Source organism: Streptomyces sp. NPDC002886, assembly GCF_042888445.1.
Taxonomy (GTDB): Bacteria; Actinomycetota; Actinomycetes; order Streptomycetales; family Streptomycetaceae; genus Streptomyces.
On record NZ_JBIAPV010000001.1, the window covers coordinates 885,974 to 904,935 of the forward strand.

The window sequence follows — 18,962 nt, forward strand, 5'->3', positions numbered from 1 at the left end:
CTGGCTCACCTCCGGGGGAGCAGCAAAGAACGGTGCCATTCATAAAACGCGGGCAGTACGGCACGCAGTACGCGAAAGGCCGATATTCCCCCGCGAACGGTGCCGATGCGGACGAGCTCATGCTCCGGAGCGTCCACGATCACCCGGACGGCCGCAACCGGACGGTCCGCGCCGCCCGGGGCGCTCCCGCCCCGGGTCGCGGTCCAGAGGGTGGCGGCCGATTCCATGTCGACCCCGATGGCGCCGTCGGCGCGCAGCTGGGCGCGCTCCTGGCCCCGGACGACGTGGTCGGATCCGGTCAGTGCACCGAGGTGTACGGTCCGGCCGGGTACGGCCCGGGCCAGCGCCTCGGCGAGCAGGGCGGTACCGGCGCAGGCGACCGTGCCGCGCGGGTCCCGGGTCTCCTCGGCGACGATCAGGTCGCCGGGGCTCATGCCGGGCAGCAGCCCGGCGCAGAAGCCGGTGGCGAGCACGGCGGCGCCGTGCAGCCGCGGCTCGGCCAGTTTGCGGTCGACGGCGCGCTCGGCCGCGCGCGGGCCCATCCCCGTGCGCAGCACCTCGTGGCGTTCGGGCGCGCCGCTCTCGCGGACGCCGCGGTACGAGGTGCTGCGCAGGGCGGTCCGCTCGATGCGCAGGGCGCAGGCGATCAGCAGCGGCGGGGCGGCCTCGTCGGGTCGGCCGGTCATCGGGCCTCCCCGGGGGACGGAGCCGCGTGCGGGAGGGCGGCTGGGTCCGCGTACCGTCCGCCCGGGCCGAACGGTTCTCCGTACAGATAGCGGCCCAGCGCGGTGAGCGGGAAAACCTGGCGGTACAGGTGGTAGTTGATGGAGAAGTCCCAGGGGAATCCGGTACCGGTGAAGTACGGCTCGTCCCAGGTGCCGTCGGGGCGCTGGGTGGAGACGAGGTAGCCGATCCCCCGCCGCACGGACGGCGCGTCGCGCTCCCCCGCCGACAGCAGGGCCATCAGCGCCCACGCCGTCTGCGAGGCGGTCGAGGCGCCCTTCCCCGCCCAGGACGGGTCCCGGTAGGAGCGCTGGTCCTCGCCCCATCCCCCGTCCTCGTTCTGTACGGATTCCAGCCAGGCCACGGCGCGCCGGATCGCGGGGTGCGAGGGGGCGTAGCCGGCGGCGGTCAGCGCCGGGACCACCGAGCCGGTGCCGTAGACGTAGTTCGTGCCCCAGCGGCCGAACCAGCCGCCGTTGGGGTCCTGTTCGGCGAGGAGCCAGGCGATGCCGCGCCGGGTGCGCGCGTCGCCCGCCCGGCCCTCGACGGCGAGCATCTCCACGACGTGGGCGGTGACGTCGGCCGAGGGCGGGTCGATGACCTCGCCGAAGTCGCAGAAGGGCAGCTTGTTGGGGAAGGGGCTGGTGTTGTCGGCGTCGAAGGCGCCCCAGGCGCCGTTCTTCGACTGCATGCCGAGGTTCCAGGACACTCCCCGGGCGATGGCCCCCTCCATCCGTGCCCGGTCGGGGTGTTGGATGCGGCGCAGGGCCAGGACGACCTCGGCGGTGTCGTCGATGTCGGGGTAGTTGTCGTTGTGGAACTCGAACGCCCAGCCGCCCGGGGCCAGTTGGGGCCGACGCACGGCCCAGTCCCCGCTGCGCACGATCTCCTCGCCGAGCATCCAGTCGGCGGCCTTGACCAGGGCGGGGTGGTCGGAGGGCAGTCCCGCGTCGGCCAGCGCGATCGCCGCCAGGCAGGTGTCCCACACCGGGGACTGGCAGGCCTCGATCATGCGGGCCCCGTCCGCGCGCCAGACGGCGAAGCGGTCCAGGGACTCCAGTCCGGCGCGCATCACGGGGTGGCGCAGGTCGTAGCCGAGCAGGTGCAGGGCGATGACGGAGTACACGGCGGGCGGCTGGATGCCGCCCCAGCAGCCGTCGTTCTCCTGCCGTTCCACGATCCAGCGCCCGGCGCTGGCCATGGCCGCCGCGCGCAGCCGGCGCGGGGCGAACCGGCGGTAGACGTGCAGGGCCTTGTCCATGCGCTGGAAGGCGCCGCCCCAACTGGCCAGCGGTGCCAGCTTCTTGGCGGGATACGGGGTCCGCGCGTCGGCGTGCAGCTCGTCCAGCGCGAAGGGGCCCGGGCGGACCGGGCGCAGGGCGGAGACCACGGTGAGGGGGACGATCGTCTGCCGGGCCCAGCAGCCGAAGTCGTAGATGTTCAGCGGCACCCAGGGCGGCAGGAACAGCAGTTCGGGCGGGAGTTCGGGCAGGTGGTCCCAGCTCCACCAGCCGAACAGGGCCAGCCAGATGCGGGTGAACACGCGGGCGCCCGCCACTCCCCCGTTGGCCCGGATCCACGCCGAGGCGCGGGCCATGTGCGGGGCGTCGGGCGCGTCTCCGGCGAGGCGCAGGGCCACGTAGGCCTCGATGGTGGCGGAGAGGTCGCAGGGGCCCCCGTGGAAGGTGGCCCAGGTGCCGTCGTCCTGCTGCTCCCCGCGGATGAACAGGGCCGCGGCCCGGGTGGTGGCCTCGTCCCCGATCCCGAGGAACTGGCGCAGCAGCAGGTCCTCGGCGTCCATGGTGACGTTGGTCTCCAGGTCGCCCTTCCACCAGCCGGCCTCGTCCTGCCGCTCCAGCAGGTCCCGGACGGCCCGGTCGGTGGCCTCGCGGACCCCGCGCAGCCCGGCGGGGCCGGGGTCCGGGAGCGGGTCCGGGCCCGGCGGTCCGCCGCCGGGCCCGGGGCCGGGCTCGTCCGGGTCGGCGCCGCAGGCATGGGCGCCGCCGTTGGTCGTCGCAGTCATGGCTTCCCCTTTGCGTGCAGTGTCCTCTGCTGTCATCCGCTGTATGGGGGGCGCCGTCGGCCGGTACTACGGGCAGGCAGTACCGGCCGGCGACTCGCGATTCATATGCGCGTACGGGTGGCGATCACCTCTTGCGCACGACGACGAAGTCGGCGAGCGCCACGAGCTGGTCGCGCACGCGCTGGTCCATGTCCACGTCGTCGAGGGCCTTGATGGCGATCTCGTACTGGCGGCGCGCCTCGTCGGCGGTCCACCGACGGCCGCCGGCTGCCTCGATGAGCGCGGCGCGGGCCGCGAACTCCTCCTCGGAGAAGTTCTCGAAGTCGTTGCTCTTGGCGTCGGCGGCGAGCAGCTCGGTCAGCTCCTCACTGGCCGGTCCGCCGGCGGCGAGGGCGGCGACGACCGGCAGCGACTTCTTGCGCTGGCGCAGGTCGCTCCAGGTCTGCTTGCCGGTGGACTCCGGGTCGCCCCAGATGCCGAGGAGGTCGTCGACGGCCTGGAAGGCGAGGCCGAGGTGGTAGCCGTACTCCTCCAGCTTGTCGGCCGTACGATCGTCCGCGCCGCCGAGCACGGCGCCGATGGACACCGCGCAGGCGAGCAGGGCGCCGGTCTTGTTGCCCTCCATCTCCAGGCATTCCTCGACGCTGACGCTCTCGCGGTGCTCGTAGGAGATGTCCTGGGCCTGGCCGTCGATGAGCTTGCGGCTCGCGGTGGTCAGACGGCGCGCCGCGCGGCCGGCCTCGACCGTGCCGAGTTCCAGCAGCACCTCGTTGGCCAGGGCGAACAGGGCGTCGCCGACCAGGATGGCGAGGGCCGGTCCGTGGACCTTCCACACCGTGTCGCGGTGGCGGCGCTGCTCGTCGCCGTCCATCAGGTCGTCGTGCAGCAGCGAGAAGTTGTGGACGAGTTCGACCGCGACGGCGCCGGGGATGCCGACCTCGGCGGCGGCGCCGGCGGCTTCCGCCGAGAGCAGGGCGAGGGCGGGGCGCACGGCCTTGCCTCCGTCGCCGTCCGCCGGGTTGCCGTGGGCGTCGATCCAGCCGAAGTGGTAGGCGGCGACGGTGTCCATGGGCGCGGCGAGCCGGTCCACGGCGGCGCGGAGCACGGGCGTCGAGAGCGTACGGCCTCGTTCGAGGAGGGCGAGCGTGTCCGCCTTCTCCCCGCCGGCCGGGCCCGCACTGGCGTCCGTGTTCTCGACGGCCGGATTCCCCGGGTTCACTGGCTCTCCTCTGGTTCCTGTACGTACTGCGGTGCGTGGTGGTGTGGTGCCGACAGTGCCGGTGGTGGTCATACCGCCTCCTGCAAGGGGTGTTCGCGGTGGCGGTCCAACGGCGCGAGCGCGGCATGGGCCGCGTTCAGTCCGCTGCGGACGGCGCTCTCCATGGTCGCGGGCCAACCCGTCGCGGTCCACGCACCGGCGAGGAAGAGCCCCGGCGTGTCGGTCCGGGCTCCGGGCCGGAGCCGTCCGACACCGGGGCTGGGGGCGAAGGTCGCGGTGCGCTCCCGGGTGACGAAGAAGTCGCGCACCTTGGCTCCGCGCGCGGCGGGCAGCAGCCGTTCCAGCTCGGGGAGGTACTTCGCGCGCAGGACCGAGACGGGCTCGTCGATGTCCTCGTGCGCCACCGACTGGGACAGTGCCAGGTACTGACCGCCGTCGGGGAGGCCCGAGGAGTCGGTGCGGTCGAAGACCCACTGGACCGGGGAGCCGAGGGCCGCGAAGAAGGGCTGCTTGAGGACCTTGCGGTCGTACACGACGTGCACGTTGAGGATCGGCGCGGTGCCGATGTCGAGCAGCTTGTCGGGATCGGCGAGCGCCCCCGCGGGCAGCAGCCCGTGCGCCTCGCGCTGCGGGACGGCGAGGACGACGGTGCCGGCGTCGAACGAGTCGCCCTCGGTGGCCACCCGCCAACCACCCTCCGGGGTACGGGAGATGTCCGTGACCCGGGTGCGCAGTTCGGTGCGCACCCCGGCGGCGTCCAGGGCCTTGCGGGCGAGGGTGTCGTGCAGGTCGCCGAGCGGTACCCGGGCCCAGCCGATGTCGGCCGCGCCGTTCTCGGAGAGCAGGCCGGTCTTGAACACCATGGCGGCCAGCCCCAGCGAGGACTGCCCCGCGGTGGCGTTGAGCGTGGCGATGCCGACGAGGTCCCACAGCGCCTCGATGGTCCGCGGGGACTGGCCGTACCGGCCGAGCCAGGTCGCGAAGTCCACGCCGTCGAGCGCCGGGTCGGCGGGGTCGAGGCGGCGCAGCGCGAGGGCGGCGCGCCCGACGGACGCCCGCTCGGCGAGCGAGAGGTGCGGGTAGCGGGCCAGCGAGGCCGCCAGGTGCAGCGGTACGGGCAGGGCGCTGCGGCGCAGCCGGCCGAGCCGGGGGCCGCCGGGGTGGGCGACGTCGAGGACGGGTACGTCGAGCCGGTCCTGCAGCGGTGCCAGGGCGGCGCCGTCGACGCGGTCGAGGAACCACCGGTAGGCGGTGCAGCAGCGCAGGTAGACGTGCTGGCCGTTGTCGACGGTCAGTTCCCCGCGCTTGAAGGAGAACGCCAGGCCGCCGAGACGGGGCCGGCCCTCCAGCAGGGTCACCCGTAGGCCGGCGTCGGCGAGTTCCAGCGCGGTGGTGACACCGGCGAGCCCCCCGCCGACGACCACGGCCCGATCCGCGCTCATACGTCCTCCTCCGTCACTCCCACGGACGCCACCGGGCGCCGCGGGGTTGCTCCCGTCCGCCTCGCCGCCGCGGCCCGCCGGCCCGCCGTCATCAGAGCCGCCTCCTGGTGCTCTGGCGCGCGATGGTCCGCGCGTCCAGGCCGGAGAGGCCGCGGACCGCCACGTACGCCTTCTCGTGCGGCGGCAGCGAGACCCGGCCGCGGAGCACGGCCTCCGGCTCGCGCTCGATGCGGTCGAGCAGGCGCCGGTAGATGCCGGCCATGGCCGCGACGCAGGCGCCGCTGCGCCGGTCGAGCAGGGGCAGCAGCCGGTAGCCCTCCACGAACAGGGCGCGGGCGCGCCGTACTTCGTGGTGGACGAGCCCGGCGAAGTCGGCTCCGCTGGGCATCCGCGCGCTGTCGAAGCCGTCGGAGCAACCGAACTTGGCGAGGTCCTCGGCGGGCAGGTAGGTCCGCCCGTTGCCCGCGTCCTCGCGAACGTCCCTGAGGATGTTGGTGAGTTGCAGGGCGAGACCGAGCGTGTCGGCGTACTCGCCGGCCCGTGCCGCGTCGTGCCCGGCCGCGCCGGCGAACCCACCGGCGGACGAGGTGCCGAACACGCCGAGCGAGAGCCGGCCGATGGCTCCGGCCACGCAGCGGCAGTAGACCTTGAGGTCGTCCCAGGTCTCGTAGGTCTCCCCGCGGACGTCCATGAGGACGCCGTCGATGAGTTCGTCGAGCCCTTCGAGCGGGATCGGGAAGCGGCGCGAGGCGTGTGCGAGGGCGACCGCGACCGGGTCGGTGTCGTCCTCGTCGATCTCCTCGGCGCGGATCCGGCCCAGCAGGGTACGGGTCTCCTCCAGCCGGGCCAGCTTGACCTCGTGCGGCAGCGTGCCGTCGCCGATGTCGTCGACCCGCCGGGAGAAGGCGTACAGCGCGGACATCGCCTGCCGCTTGTCGGCGGGCAGCAGACGGATGCCGTAGGCGAAGTTGCGCGCCTGCGAGCCGGTCACGGCCTCGCAGTAGCTGTAGGCAGCCGAAATCGGTGCGGACATCGCCGCCGGAACGGACGGGGCGCCCGGTGCGGACGCGTGTGTGGGGCCCTCCACGATCGGGCTCACCCCTTTCTCGGCGCTGTGCGCAGGACGGCGGCCACCTCGCGGAGCAGAACGCTCTTGGTGGCCTTGGGCGGGCCGGGGAGGACGTCGAAGCCGGCGGCGGTGACGGCTCGCAGGGCGGCGCGTCCCCCTCCCACGAAGCCCGCGAGCAGCAGCCGGAGCCTTCCGTGGACGCTGCCCACGAGCGGCGTGCCTTCGTCGAGGAGCTCCCGCGCCCGTTCGGTTTCGAATGCGACGAGGGCGCGTACGGACGCACCCGCGGACGGGGCCTTCAGGTCGGTCTCGGTCACGTGGAAACGGCGCAGGTCCTCGCCCGGAAGGTAGATCCGGTCCCTGGCCAGGTCCTCGGCGACGTCCTGGAGGTGTTCGGCGATCTGCAGGGCGGTGCAGACGGCGTCGGAGCGGCGGATCCGCTCGGGGGTGCTGGTGCCGGTGAGGTCCAGCACGAGCCGCCCCACCGGGTTGGCGGAGAGCTCGCAGTAGCCGACGAGGTCCTCGTACGTGGCGTAGCGCGCGACCCGCTGGTCCTGGCGGTTGGCTTCGATGAGCCCCAGAAACGATTCGGGAGTGAGGCCGTGGGCGCGCACGACGGGCTGCAGGGCCAGCATCAGGGGGTGGCGCGGGGGCCCGTCGGTGCCGCCGAAGACGCGCTTCAGGTCGGCTTCGAGGGCGTCGAGCATGGCGAGCCGGTCGTCCGTGGCGGCGGGGTCGAGCCCGAGCAGCACGGCGTCGTGGCCACCCGGGGCGAGGTCGCCGTCGCCGATGTCGTCGACCAGGCGGGCGTAGCCGTAGACCGCCATCAGGCCCTCGCGCCAGGCGCGGGGCAGGAAGGCGGGGGCGACGGGGAAGTTCTCGGAGCGCGCCTTGCCGAGGGTGGCGGCGCCGGGGTGCGCGGGGAGGGAGCCGGAGGTGTCGGAAGGCCCGTGCGGCCGGGGGCTGGTGCCGTACCCCGGGGTCACCGCCCGCCGCCCGCGGCGGGGACGGCCGTCGTGCCTGGGGGCCGGAGAATTCCCGTAGCCATTGCCGTCACATCTCCCGTTCTACACTGCCGACCCAAAACATCCCATTTCGGACACGCCGCCGCACTTTCCCCAGGGCGTACCGGGCTATTCACCTATGGGGGGAATCGCCCCTTCTTGCCCACGATTGAGGCCTGGCCCAGCTTACGCTGTACAACGCCGCCGGACCTCGACGGGTATTCGCTCCACCACACAATGTCGCCCGCACGCCACTCGCGTGAAAAGGCGCGGCCCCGCGCGCCGGGCACGCGTACGGCACACGTCACGCGTACGACACCCGCACGGCACCCGCGCGGCACCCGCGCGGCACGCGCACGCATGCGACGGCCCCCGCCGCCGGACGCGGTGGGGGCCGTCGGTGGAAAACCGTCAGCTGGTCGCCTTCTCGTAGGCCGCGACGACTTCCTCGGTGGGGCCGTCCATCAGGAGTTCGCCCCGCTCCAGCCACAGCACCCGGTCGCAGGTGTCGCGGATGGACTTGTTGTTGTGACTCACGAGGAAAACGGTTCCGGCGGTCTTGCGCAGTTCCCGGATGCGCTCCTCGGAACGCACCTGGAACTTCCGGTCACCGGTGGCCAGCGCCTCGTCGATCATCAGGACGTCGTGGTCCTTGGACGCGGCGATGGAGAAACGCAGGCGGGCGGCCATGCCGGAGGAGTAGGTCCGCATCGGCAGGGAGATGAAGTCCCCCTTTTCGTTGATGCCCGAGAAGTCGACGATGTCCTGGTAGCGCTCCCGGATCTGCGCGCGGGTCATCCCCATCGCGAGACCGCCGAGGACCACGTTGCGCTCACCGGTGAGGTCGTTCATCAGCGCCGCGTTGACACCCAGCAGCGAGGGCTGGCCGTCGGTGTAGACCTTGCCCGACTCGCAGGGCAGCAGACCCGCGATGGCCCGGAGCAGGGTGGACTTGCCGGAGCCGTTGGAGCCGATGACACCGATGGCCTCGCCGCGGTACGCCGTGAAGGAGACCCCGCGCACGGCGTGGACCCGGCGGACACCCGGTGCGTCGCCGCGCCGGCGGACTATCTTGCTGAGCGCCGCCGTGGCGCTGCCCTTGCCGGCGCTGCCGACGTTGACCCGGTAGACGATGTGGACGTCGTCGGCGATGACGGTGGGGACGTGCCCCTGGTTGTTCTCAGCCACGGCCGTAACGCTCCTCAGCCTTCCAGAAGTACACGAATCCACCGACCCCGAGCAGGAGCGCCCAGCCGACCGCGAAGGACCAGACGTGCGGCGGCAGGTGGCTCCCGCCGTACCCGTCGATGAGCGCGAAGCGGATCAGGTCCATGTAGATCGCGGCCGGGTTCCACTGCAGCATGTCCGCGATCCACGGCGGCTTGCCCTCGAGCATCGTGTCGATCGAGAACATGACGCCGGAGGCGTACATCCACGTACGCGTGACGAACGGCATCAGCTGCGCGAGGTCCGGGGTCTTGGATCCCATCCGGGCGAAGACCAGGGCCAGACCGGTGTTGAAGCCGAACTGGAGGATCAGCGCCGGGATCACGAGCAGCCACGACAGCGACGGGTAGTTGCCGAATCCGATCGTGACCACGAACACGACGACCATCGAGAACAGGAGCTGCTGGAGCTGCTGCAGCGAGAAGGAGATCGGCAGCGAGGCGCGCGGGAAGTGCAGGGCCCGGACCAGCCCGATGTTGCCCGGGATCGCCCTGACACCCGCCATCAGCGAGGTCTGCGTGAAGGTGAAGACGAAGACGCCGATCACCAGGAAGGGGATGTAGTCGTGCTTGTCGATGCCCCGCCCGGCGTTCAGGATCAGCCCGAAGATCAGGTAGTAGACCAGCGCGTTCAGCAGGGGGGTCGCCACCTGCCAGATCTGGCCCAGCTTCGCCTGGCTGTACTGAGCCAGCAGCTTGGCCCGGGAGAACGCGATGATGAAGTGGCGGCGCTCCCAGAGCTGGCGCACGTACTCGACCAGGCTCGGTCGGCGTCCGCTGACGGACAGGCCGTACTTCCGGGCGAGCTCCGCGGAGCTCAGCCCGGCGTCTTCGGACGGCCGCCTGCTCGTGGCAAGGTTTCCGTCCTGGGTTGTGTCACTCACAAGATGAAACTTTCCGTCTTCATGATGCGGCAGAAGGTGGCATCGGGCCTGAGTCGATCGGTTCGTGATCGCGCCATGGTCTCAGACCCGGACGTTTCAGATGACAGGCGGTCGGCCCAGCCGGGTCAGCCGCCAGACCGTACGCCATCTCATGGGTCGCCGGGGACCGCAGGAGGTGGTCCAGCCCTCCTTGAAGCCGCCGAACCAGGCCTTGAGCGCGGGCCCCGAGGGCTTGCGCAGGAGCGTCAGCAGGAGCCAGACGCCCACGTAGACCGGGACCAGCGGGGCGGGCAGGTTGCGGCGGGCGAGCCACACCCGGTTGCGAGCCACCATACGGTGGTAGACCGCGTGCCGGGACGGGGCCGTGGCGGGGTGCAGGAGCACCATGTCCGCGCGGTAGTCGATCAGCCACCCGGCGTCGAGCGCCCGCCAGGCCAGATCGGTCTCCTCGTGCGCGTAGAAGAACTGCCCGGGGAGGTCTCCGACCTGTTCGAACACCTTCGTGCGGACGGCGTTGGCGCCGCCCAGGAAGGTGGTGACGCGCGAGGAGCGCATCGGGTCGGAGGCCCGCAGCCGGGGAACGTGGCGCCGCTGCGTCTCGCCGCTCTGCGGATCGGCGATCCGGAAGCTGACGATGCCCAGCTCGGGGTCCTCGGTGAAGGCCTGGCGGCACAGCTCGGCGGTGTCGGTGCGCTCCAGCAGTCCGTCGTCGTCCAGGAAGAGCAGGACGTCCACGTCGAAGGTGCCGCCGCCCGCGGTGCGGAAGGCCTCGATGCCGACGTTGCGGCCGCCGGGGATGCCCAGGTTCTCGGGCAGCTCGACGGTGCGCACGCCGGCCGCCGGGTCCGCCAGGCCGGGGAGCCGTACGCCCTGGCCCACGACGACCACCTCGACCGGGGCCCCGTCCTGCCGGGCCACGGAGTCGAGGAGCGCCTTGAGCTCGTCCGGGCGGTTGCCCATCGTGATGATGACGGCGCCCAGCCGCAGCGGCGCGCTCACTTGAGCCTGCTGGAGGCCAGGACCGACACCAGGTGCAGCACCGTCTGGAGCAGCGCGATGCCGGCGAGCACCGCGACGCCGAGGCGGGAGAAGTACAGGTCGCCGCGGATCTGGTCCAGGACGGCCAGCACCAGGATGAGCAGCGAGGCCTCGATGCCGAGGACCAGCCGGTGGAACTTGAGCGCGGCGGCGGCCCGGCGGGCGAGCGCCATGCCGGAGGAGCGCGGCGTGGCCGCCGCGTCCTGGACCACGGGCTTGCCGGCCTGGTGGCGGGCGACGCCGACCAGGTCGGTCTCGGCCTTGATCAGGATCGCGCCGAGCGCCGCGAGGGTGCCCAGGAAGGCCCACAGCCAGTCGATGCGCCCGGTGCCCCACAGGTCGGAGGCGCGCAGGCCGAAGCCGACGAGCACCGCCGCGTCGCACAGGTAGGCGCCGACCCGGTCCAGGTAGACCCCGGACAGCGAGAACTGCTTCTTCCAGCGGGCGACCTCGCCGTCGACACAGTCGAGCAGCAGGTACATCTGCACCGCGACCACGCCGAGGACGGCGCCCCAGATGCCCGGCACCAGCAGGGCCGGGGCGGCGAGGACTCCGGCGAGGGTCATCACGTAGGTCAGCTGGTTCGGCGTGACCTTGGTGGTGACCAGGAAGCGGGTGATGCGCAGGGAGATCTCGCGCATGTAGAGGCGCCCGCCCCAGTGCTCCCCGCTGACCCGGTCCTTGACGCCCGCCGGGTGAACGACGGGCCGGAGTTCAGCTACGGATGGTCTTGGCATAGTCGGCGTAAGCGTCCCTGATCTCGGCGGCGGACAGGTTGAGGTGCTCCAGGATCGTGAACCGTCCCGGACGGGTCTGCGGGGCGTACTCGACTGCCGCGACGAACTCGTCCACGCTGAACCCGATCTCCTCGGGCAGCACGGGCAGTCCGTGACCGCGCAGCACCTGGACGAAGAGCCCGGACTGCTCCTTGGCCCCCCGCAGGTGCATGGCGAAGGCGGCACCGATGCCGACCTGCTCGCCGTGGAGCGCGGAACGTCCCGGGTAGAGCAGGTCGAAGGCGTGGCTGATCTCGTGGCAGGCGCCGGACGCCGGGCGGGTGTCCCCGCTGATCGACATGGCGATGCCGGTCAGGACCAGCGCCTCGGAGAGGACCGTGAGGAACTCGTCGTCGCCGCAGCCGCCGGGGTGGCGCAGCACGGACTCTCCGGCGGTACGGGCCATGGCCGCGGCCAGACCGTCCACCGGCTCGCCCGTGATCTTGTGCGAAAGCTCCCAGTCGGCGATCGCCGAGATGTTGGAGAGGCAGTCGCCGATGCCGGAGCGGACGAACCGCACCGGGGCCTCGCGGATCACGTCGAGGTCGATCACCATGGCGATCGGCGTCGGGACCCCGTAGGAGCCCCGGCCGTTGTCGTTGTCCAGAGTGGCGACCGGCGAGCAGATGCCGTCGTGCGCCAGGTTGGTGGCGACGGCCACCATGGGCAGGCCGACCCGCGCCGCGGCGTACTTCGCCACGTCGAGGATCTTGCCGCCGCCCAGGCCCACGACCGCGTCGTAGCGGTTGCCCTTTATGTCGTCGGCGAGCTTGACCGCGGAGTCGATGGTCCCGTCGATGACGGGGTACCAGTCGGCGTGCGGCAGCACGGGCTCCAGCTTGGCGCGCAGCACCGCGCCGGAGCCGCCGCTGATGGCGATCGCGAGCTTGCCGGACGACGAGATCCGCTGGTCGGCCAGGAGGCCGGCCAGGTCGTCCATCGCGCCGCGGCTGATGTCGACGACGAGGGGGGAGGGGATGAGTCGCGTCAGTACTGGCATGCGATCGTCCGGCCCTTGGCGAGGTCGTCGTGGTTGTCGATCTCGACCCACTTGACGTCACCGATGGGGGCCACGTCGATGGTGAAACCGTCGTTGACGAGCTGCTGGTAGCCGTCCTCGTAGTAGAGGTCGGGGTCGCGCTCGAAGGTGGTCTTCAGGGCCGCGGCCAGCGCCTCGGCGGCCTCCGGCTCGATGAGGGTGACGCCGATGTACTCGCCGGTCGCGGTGGCCGGGTCCATCAGCTTGGTGATCCGCCGAACGCCCTTCTCGCCGTCGGTGATGACCTTCATCTCCTCGTCGGCCAGGCTCTTGACCGTGTCGAGGGCGAGGATGATCTTCTGGCCCTGACCGCGGGCGGCGAGCAGGGTCTTCTCGACGGAGACGGGGTGGACGGTGTCGCCGTTGGCGAGGATCACGCCCTGCTTGAGGACGTCACGGGCGCACCACAGGGAGTAGGCGTTGTTCCACTCCTCGGCCTTGTCGTTGTCGATCAGCGTGATCTTGACGCCGTACTTGGCCTCCAGCGCCTCGCGGCGCTCGTACACGGCTTCCTTGCGGTAGCCGACGACGATGGCGACCTCGGTCAGGCCGACCTCGGCGAAGTTGCCGAGCGTCAGGTCGAGGACCGTGATGCTCTCCTCGGCCCCTTCGGGTCCGACGGGCACGAGGGCCTTGGGCAGGGTGTCGGTGTAGGGACGCAGGCGGCGTCCGGCTCCGGCAGCGAGGACGAGGCCGATCATGCTGGTTCTCCTTCGTCATGTACGGCGGGTGCCCCGGAGGAAACCCAGAAGCGGATGCTCTCCACGAGCACCACGAGTGCCACGAACACGGCGAGGGCCGTGAGCGCGACGGGGAAGTCGACGGCGCGCGATGCCAGGACGGAGGCCAGGACCGTGATCAAGAGGATCCGGCCTTCGTGCCCGCCGATCGTCCGCACCAGCCAGTGCGGGGGCGCGCCGGTGCCACCGCGGATGCGGTAGACCGTGTCGTAGTGATGGTAGGCGACCGCCGCGACCAGTCCGAATGCCGCCGGAAGGGCCCCGGGGACGTCCGCCTTGGCCGCGAGGATCAGGACGGTGGTGTATTCGGCGGCCCGGAAGACGGGCGGCACGAGCCAGTCGAGGGCTCCCTTGAGGGGCCGGGCGACGGCCCAGCCGGCGAGCACCGCGTAGAAGACCGCGGCGATGACCACCTGGCGGCTGCCGAACTCGTGGTCCCAGGCGCCCCACAGCAGGGCGCCCGAGCCGACGACGGCCGCGGCGATCCCCGCGCCGGGGATCCGGCGGCCCACCGCGCGGCCCACGAGCTCGGCGACGGGTCCCGAGTCGGCGAGATCCGCCAGGGCCTGGGCCGCCCGGTCGGTCCGCTTCGCCTTGCGGGTCAGCGAGCGCAGGACCCGGCCGGCCGTGGTGTAGAGCGCGCCGAAGGCGCAGCCGACGAGCAGGGCGTAGAAGACGATCCGCGGGGTGGTGAAGGCGATGAGGACCGCGATCATGGCCCAGCGCTCGCCGATCGGCAGGATGATCATGCGCCGGACCCAGACCGTCCAGCCGACGCTGTCCAGCTTGTCGGAGAGGGCCGCGGTGGGGCTCGTATTCGCCGTGGCGTCGTGGTTGGCCTCGTTGAACGAGAAGTCCACCACGTGCCGGCAGGTCATCAGGATCATGGCGCCGAGCGCCAGGGCCCAGACGTCGTCGCCGTTGCGGGCCGCGCCGAGCGCGAGGCCCGCGTAGAAGGAGTACTCCTTCGCGCGGTCGAAGGTGGCGTCGAGCCAGGCGCCCATCGTCGAGTACTGGAGCGAGTAGCGGGCGAGCTGCCCGTCCGTGCAGTCCAGGACGAAGGAGAGCAGCAGCAGCACGCCGGAGGCCACGTAGCCCCAGCGGTCGCCGGTGGCGGCGCAGCCGGCCGCGATCAGTGCGGTGATCAGCGAGGCGGTGGTGACCTGGTTGGGGGTCAGTCCGCGGCGCGCGCACCAGCGGGCGATGTAGCGCGAGTACGGGCTGATGAAGAAGGTGGTGAAGAACCCGTCGCGGGACTTCACGGCGGTGCGCAGCCGGACGGCCTCGTCGTCGACGGCCGCGACGGCGGCGGCGGCCGTCGCACGCTCGGTGGTGGTGGCGGGCACGGCGGCGACGAGGGTGCCCAGCTCGGGGCGGTGCACGGGGGTGCCGTCGGACTCGACGGCGGCGGCGAGCCGGTCGGGGTACGGGCCGTGGCCCGAGGGGGCGGACGCGTCGAGCGCGGCGGCCCGGTCCAGGGCCGCGCGGGCGCCGGGCTGGACGGCGAGGGCCCCGGTGACGGCGCAGGCGTCGAACCGCGGGTCGGTCAGCGCGAGGCGCAGGGCGTGCACGTGTCCGACGAACTCCGCGTCCACGACGGCCACACGCTGCTCGGCGGGTACGCGCGCCAGGGCGGCGGCGGTGTCCGACGGGGTGGCCGCGGGGCGGACCTCGAAACCGAGTGAGCGCAGCTCGTCGGCGAGCGCTGATCCGGGCACCGGCAGGCCGGTAAGGATGACGGTCGGCAGACGAACTCACTCCTTGCACGCACACGGGTAACGGTCGCCGGGTGGGCCTGCGACACGTCGGCAGAGGCTATCGGATGAACGGAAGCAGGGGTTCACCGCCTGTTTACGCTCCGATAAGCCGAAAATCATGGGCCTATCGGTCCTGTGCCGATCATCATTGACGATCGGTGGGAGCGATCACAAACCCGCCTGCGTACCGCGACTGTTAGGGTGGTCGCAGACGCGTACGAGTTCCGCATAAGCGTCCCAATCGCCCGAATGTCACCTGAGATGTGACGAACGAAAGAAAGAGGTGGGGTTGATGACCGTCGCAGGCGTCGCCGCCCAGCGCAGCGCACTCCGGTACATCCCCCTCTCCTTCCGGGCGTCCGGCCGGGCCTGATCACACCGATCACCCGCGTCGGCCGGAGCCCCCTTTCAAGGGTTCACGTTGACCGACCACACCGGTAACACGAGCAACTCCCACACCAACGACTTCAGCACCCGGGGCGACCTCTTCTTCGAGGCGTTCCTGGAGCTGCACCGCGGCCTGCCCCGGCAGTCCCCCGGTTCCGAGGCGACCACCCGCCACCTGCTGTCCCTGTGCGGACCGCTGCCCGAGCGGCCGCGCGCCCTGGACCTGGGCTGCGGTCCCGGCCCCAGCGCCCTGCTGCTCGCCGCCGAGGCGGGCGGCCTCGGGGCCGATGTCACCGCCGTCGACCTCCAAGGCGGCTTCCTCGACGAGCTCCGCGCGGCCGCCGCGGCCCGCGGACTCACCGATCGCGTCCGCGCCGTGCGGGCGGACATCGGCGACCTCGCCGACCATCCGGACGGTTCCTTCGACCTCGTCTGGGCCGAGGGCTCGGCCTACAACATCGGCTTCGCCACCGCGCTCGCACGGTGGAAGCGGCTGCTCGCCCCCGGCGGCACCCTGGTGCTGAGCGAGTGCGAATGGACCGTCGACGAACCCTCCGCCGGGGTCCGCGCCTTCTGGGACCCGCACTACGCGCTGCGCTCCACCGCCCGCAACCTGGCCGCGATCCAGGCCGCGGGCTACCAGGTGCTCGGCGTGCACCGGCAGCCCGATTCCGACTGGGCCGCCTACTACGGTCCGCTCGGCGAGCGGGCCGCCGCGGCTGCGGCGCCCTCGGGTCCCGAAGCCGCGGCCGCGCTGGGCTTCGTACGCGAGGAGATCGACGTACGGGAGCGGTACGGGCACGAGTACGGGTACACCGCCTACGTCCTGCGGCCGGTGACGGCCGGGGACGGCGGTGCCTGGCCCGTCCGTCCCGAGGCGGACGGGGACGCGGCCGCCCGGCACGCGGTGCACGCGCTGCACGCGGCCGCCTTCGGCACCCCGGCCGAAGCCGACCTCGTGGACGCGCTGCGCGCGGACGGCTCCTGGCTGCCCGGTCTCTCCTACGTGGCCGAGGGCCCGGACGGGTCGGTCGCGGCGCACGCCCTGCTGACCCGGTGCGAGGTGGACGGGGCGCCGGCGCTCGCGCTCGCCCCGGTGGCCGCCGCTCCCGCGCTCCAGCGTTCGGGCGCCGGCAGCGCGGTCGTACGGGCGCTGCTCGGGGCGGCCGCCGAGCGCGGGGAGCACCTCGTGCTCGTCCTCGGGCACCCCGAGTACTACACGCGCTTCGGGTTCGTGCCGGCTTCGCGCTTCGGCATCCGCGCGCCCTTCGAGGTGCCCGACGAGGCGATGATGGCGCTGGTGCTCGACGATTCCGTGCCGGTTCCCACGGGCACCATCACGTACCCGGCCCCGTTCGGGGTCTGATGCCGGGTCAGGCCCGCGGCCGGACGAACTGACGGATCCGCACGCTCCGCCCCTCGTCGCATATCACGCGGCGGGGGGCGGACATGCGCAGATCACCGAAGTGGGGGCAATCCTCATTTGTACGGCAGACTGAAAGCCGAAGTCCGAAGCGAAGGATGGGTATGCCGACCACACCAGCCACCGCCGCGAACAGCGCGACCACCGGCACCGGCGCTCAAGAACCGATCATGCTCGAACTGGTCGACGAGTCCGGCAACACCATCGGTACGGCGGAGAAGCTCTCCGCCCACCAGGCCCCCGGTCAGCTGCACCGGGCGTTCTCGGTGTTCCTCTTCGACGAGCAGGGCCGGATGCTGCTCCAGCAGCGCGCCCTCGGGAAGTACCACTCCCCCGGTGTGTGGTCGAACACGTGCTGCGGTCACCCCTACCCCGGGGAGTCGCCGTTCGCGGCGGCGGCCCGGCGGACCCACGAGGAGCTGGGGCTGTCGCCCTCGCTGCTCGCGGAGGCGGGGACGGTCCGCTACAACCATCCGGACCCGGCGTCGGGGCTGGTGGAGCAGGAGTACAACCACCTGTTCGTGGGACTCGCGCAGCGGTCGGTGCGGCCTGATCCGGAGGAGATCGCGGACACCGCCTTCGTGACCGCGGAGGAGCTCGCGAAGCGGCACGCCGAGGTCCCGTTCTCGGCCTGGTTCATGACCGTGCTGGACGCGGCCCGGCCCGCGATCCGCGAGCTGACGGGCGACGCGGCGGGCTGGTAGCCGGCCGTCGGGCCGGTGGCCGTCGCCGGCGGTCGTCGCCGGTGGTCTTCAGGCCCGGCCCGGCTCAGACGGCCGAGGTCGGGGTGGCCGCGGGGGTCGCGAGGGCCGTGGTGAGCGGCAGCGCCGCCCAGATCACCTTGCCGCCCGTGGAGGTGTGCTCCACGTCGCAGACCCCGCCGGCCTCCAGCGTGATCTCCCGGACCAGGAGGAGGCCCCGGCCGCCGGTCTGGCCGAAATCCGCCTCCAGCGCCTTGGGGCGGTACGGGTGGTTGTCCTCGACGGCCACCCGTACCCACTCCCGGCCGATGGCCACCTCCACCGCGACCTCCGGGGAGAGCACGGCCGCGTGGCGGACCGAGTTCGTCACCAGCTCGGAGACGATCAGCAGCAGGGAGTAGACCAGGTCTCCGTCGGCCGGCACCTCCTGGCGGCCGAGCAGGTCACGGACCGCCCGGCGGGCCTGCGGAACGGATTCTTCTACCGCGGGTGCCGTGAATCGCCACACTCCCTCGTACGAAAGGGGGGCGGCCGCGACCTCCGGCTCGTCCCCCTTGACTGGCGGGACGCTCCCGCTCACATCCATCTCCCGGCCCCCGTCTTCACGCTCGATCGTCTGCACACGTAAAGAGTGGGGACCGGACCGCTCCGGGCCGGACCACTGACCAGAAGTCAGCAGCATTCGGACACTTTCTGACCGCTGGCGTATGACAGAGTCAGTTGTTCGACCGTTCCTGATCTTCTGGCGGGCTCTTCTCGGCCGCCTCACGCGTCTCAGGCGCGGCCACTCCCGCCCCTGCCGGCGTCAGCGGAACCTCGTCGTCCCTGACCAAGCCCAGGATGCGGCGCGCTCCCATGCCCACGGCGATCAGACTCAGGCCGTCGAACAGCAGGGCGAGGGAGAAGAACGCTCCGATCACGTACAGGCTGCTGCCGGGCCAGTTCGCGAGGATCAGCAGGCCCAACAGGATGCCGAAGGCACCCTGGACCAGCGTCAGACCGAGGTGCGCGCCGCGCACCACCACGGCGCCGGCCAGCCGGAACACCCCGCCGGTGAGGAAGAGCAGCGCGGCGAACATGGTGAGCGCCTCCGCGCTCGCCTCCGGGCGGCGCAGGATCACGAAACCGGCCGCGATGTTGATCGCGGCGACGATGACGGCCAGCCAGAAGTAATTGCTCTTGCGCGACTGGATCGCCTGGAACAGGCCCACCGCGCCGCCGAACAGCAGCAGCCAGCCGAAGAGGAACATCGTGGTCAGGGTGGCGACGCCGGTGTAGACGAGGCCCACCAGGCCGGCCACCACCAGGAGCGCCCCGAGCAGGGCCATCCACGCGAAACTGCGGCTGACCTTCTTCTTGTCGGCCTTCACGTCCTGTGGACCCGTACGGTCCCCACGCTCGCCACGGTCTGCGCCCATGGACGCGCCACCTTTCCGCTGCCCCGACGGACCTTCGGACCCCGCGACTGCCTGCCGGTCCGCCGAGCTGCCGGCGACCGGTCTCTTGATCAT

Annotated in this window: 17 protein-coding genes; 2 read left to right on the forward strand and 15 right to left on the reverse strand. The window is 72.0% G+C overall.

All coding sequences use genetic code 11. The features are described from left to right. Window positions 1–5 precede the first annotated feature (5 nt). The 13 genes from ACFYYB_RS03975 to ACFYYB_RS04035 form a co-directional block, all read right to left on the reverse strand. Window positions 6–686 (reverse strand): 1-hydroxy-2-methyl-2-butenyl 4-diphosphate reductase, encoded by a 681-nt coding sequence (locus ACFYYB_RS03975; protein WP_389433066.1) that lies wholly within the window; start codon window positions 684–686, stop codon window positions 6–8. Continuing rightward, window positions 683–2,746, reverse strand: coding sequence for a squalene--hopene cyclase (gene shc, locus ACFYYB_RS03980; protein ID WP_389433067.1), 2,064 nt, complete (start codon window positions 2,744–2,746; stop codon window positions 683–685). The genes ACFYYB_RS03975 and shc overlap by 4 nt, the downstream gene beginning before the upstream one ends. Window positions 2,747–2,870: 124 nt before the next feature. Continuing rightward, entirely contained in the window at window positions 2,871–3,965 is a 1,095-nt protein-coding gene (locus ACFYYB_RS03985) for a polyprenyl synthetase family protein (RefSeq protein ID WP_389433068.1), read from the reverse strand. A 68-nt stretch (window positions 3,966–4,033) separates the two neighbouring features. Further along, window positions 4,034–5,407: a hydroxysqualene dehydroxylase HpnE gene (gene hpnE, locus ACFYYB_RS03990; protein ID WP_389433069.1), complete on the reverse strand. Its 1,374-nt coding sequence runs from the start codon at window positions 5,405–5,407 to the stop codon at window positions 4,034–4,036. A gap of 91 nt (window positions 5,408–5,498) precedes the next feature. Next, window positions 5,499–6,440, reverse strand: coding sequence for a presqualene diphosphate synthase HpnD (gene hpnD, locus ACFYYB_RS03995; RefSeq protein WP_389433070.1), 942 nt, complete (start codon window positions 6,438–6,440; stop codon window positions 5,499–5,501). 62 nt (window positions 6,441–6,502) lie between these two features. Continuing rightward, window positions 6,503–7,462 (reverse strand): squalene synthase HpnC, encoded by a 960-nt coding sequence (hpnC, locus tag ACFYYB_RS04000; protein ID WP_389433071.1) that lies wholly within the window; start codon window positions 7,460–7,462, stop codon window positions 6,503–6,505. A 429-nt stretch (window positions 7,463–7,891) separates the two neighbouring features. Beyond that, window positions 7,892–8,668, reverse strand: a complete 777-nt coding sequence (locus ACFYYB_RS04005; protein WP_389433072.1) for an ABC transporter ATP-binding protein — start codon at window positions 8,666–8,668, stop codon at window positions 7,892–7,894. Next, on the reverse strand, window positions 8,661–9,590 hold the full coding sequence (locus ACFYYB_RS04010; protein ID WP_389433073.1) for an ABC transporter permease: 930 nt from the start codon (window positions 9,588–9,590) through the stop codon (window positions 8,661–8,663). The genes ACFYYB_RS04005 and ACFYYB_RS04010 overlap by 8 nt, the downstream gene beginning before the upstream one ends. Before the next feature lie 96 nt (window positions 9,591–9,686). Continuing rightward, window positions 9,687–10,550: a glycosyltransferase family 2 protein gene (locus tag ACFYYB_RS04015; RefSeq protein WP_389433456.1), complete on the reverse strand. Its 864-nt coding sequence runs from the start codon at window positions 10,548–10,550 to the stop codon at window positions 9,687–9,689. Window positions 10,551–10,585: 35 nt separating this feature from the next. Beyond that, complete coding sequence (locus ACFYYB_RS04020) at window positions 10,586–11,365, reverse strand: CDP-alcohol phosphatidyltransferase family protein (RefSeq protein ID WP_389433074.1); 780 nt, start codon at window positions 11,363–11,365, stop codon at window positions 10,586–10,588. Next, complete coding sequence (locus ACFYYB_RS04025) at window positions 11,343–12,404, reverse strand: iron-containing alcohol dehydrogenase family protein (RefSeq protein ID WP_389433075.1); 1,062 nt, start codon at window positions 12,402–12,404, stop codon at window positions 11,343–11,345. The genes ACFYYB_RS04020 and ACFYYB_RS04025 overlap by 23 nt, the downstream gene beginning before the upstream one ends. After that, window positions 12,392–13,144, reverse strand: a complete 753-nt coding sequence (locus ACFYYB_RS04030) for a sugar phosphate nucleotidyltransferase (protein ID WP_389433076.1) — start codon at window positions 13,142–13,144, stop codon at window positions 12,392–12,394. Before ACFYYB_RS04030 ends, ACFYYB_RS04025 begins: the two co-directional genes overlap by 13 nt. After that, window positions 13,141–14,931: a DUF5941 domain-containing protein gene (locus ACFYYB_RS04035; RefSeq protein WP_389433457.1), complete on the reverse strand. Its 1,791-nt coding sequence runs from the start codon at window positions 14,929–14,931 to the stop codon at window positions 13,141–13,143. Before ACFYYB_RS04035 ends, ACFYYB_RS04030 begins: the two co-directional genes overlap by 4 nt. A 511-nt stretch (window positions 14,932–15,442) precedes the next feature. Here ACFYYB_RS04035 and ACFYYB_RS04040 point away from each other — a divergent pair. Together ACFYYB_RS04040 and idi are read left to right on the forward strand one after the other, a co-directional pair. Next, a complete protein-coding gene (locus ACFYYB_RS04040) occupies window positions 15,443–16,693 on the forward strand; it encodes a GNAT family N-acetyltransferase (protein ID WP_389433458.1) in 1,251 nt (416 codons plus the stop codon). A 161-nt stretch (window positions 16,694–16,854) separates the two neighbouring features. Next, on the forward strand, window positions 16,855–17,454 hold the full coding sequence (idi, locus tag ACFYYB_RS04045) for an isopentenyl-diphosphate Delta-isomerase (RefSeq protein WP_250740854.1): 600 nt from the start codon (window positions 16,855–16,857) through the stop codon (window positions 17,452–17,454). Between the two features lie 64 nt (window positions 17,455–17,518). Here the strand turns inward: idi and ACFYYB_RS04050 are convergent, their stop codons facing one another. Both ACFYYB_RS04050 and ACFYYB_RS04055 read right to left on the reverse strand, forming a co-directional pair. After that, window positions 17,519–18,073, reverse strand: coding sequence for an ATP-binding protein (locus ACFYYB_RS04050; RefSeq protein ID WP_389433077.1), 555 nt, complete (start codon window positions 18,071–18,073; stop codon window positions 17,519–17,521). Between the two features lie 94 nt (window positions 18,074–18,167). Further along, the gene (locus ACFYYB_RS04055; RefSeq protein WP_389433459.1) at window positions 18,168–18,779 is read right to left on the reverse strand and encodes an HdeD family acid-resistance protein; all 612 of its coding nucleotides are present in this window, start codon (window positions 18,777–18,779) and stop codon (window positions 18,168–18,170) included. Between the last annotated feature and the right edge of the window lie 183 nt (window positions 18,780–18,962).

Excerpts from the sequence above, each read along its gene's own strand:
- ACFYYB_RS03975 (WP_389433066.1), bottom strand. The coding sequence starts at position 686 with ATGACCGGCCGACCCGACGAGGCCGCCCCGCCGCTGCTGATCGCCTGC.
- shc (WP_389433067.1), bottom strand. The coding sequence starts at position 2,746 with ATGACTGCGACGACCAACGGCGGCGCCCATGCCTGCGGCGCCGACCCG.
- hpnE (WP_389433069.1), bottom strand. The coding sequence starts at position 5,407 with ATGAGCGCGGATCGGGCCGTGGTCGTCGGCGGGGGGCTCGCCGGTGTC.
- hpnD (WP_389433070.1), bottom strand. The coding sequence starts at position 6,440 with ATGTCCGCACCGATTTCGGCTGCCTACAGCTACTGCGAGGCCGTGACC.
- ACFYYB_RS04015 (WP_389433456.1), bottom strand. The coding sequence starts at position 10,550 with ATGGGCAACCGCCCGGACGAGCTCAAGGCGCTCCTCGACTCCGTGGCC.
- ACFYYB_RS04020 (WP_389433074.1), bottom strand. The coding sequence starts at position 11,365 with ATGCCAAGACCATCCGTAGCTGAACTCCGGCCCGTCGTTCACCCGGCG.
- ACFYYB_RS04025 (WP_389433075.1), bottom strand. The coding sequence starts at position 12,404 with ATGCCAGTACTGACGCGACTCATCCCCTCCCCCCTCGTCGTCGACATC.
- ACFYYB_RS04030 (WP_389433076.1), bottom strand. The coding sequence starts at position 13,144 with ATGATCGGCCTCGTCCTCGCTGCCGGAGCCGGACGCCGCCTGCGTCCC.
- idi (WP_250740854.1), top strand. The coding sequence starts at position 16,855 with ATGCCGACCACACCAGCCACCGCCGCGAACAGCGCGACCACCGGCACC.
- ACFYYB_RS04055 (WP_389433459.1), bottom strand. The coding sequence starts at position 18,779 with ATGGCCCTGCTCGGGGCGCTCCTGGTGGTGGCCGGCCTGGTGGGCCTC.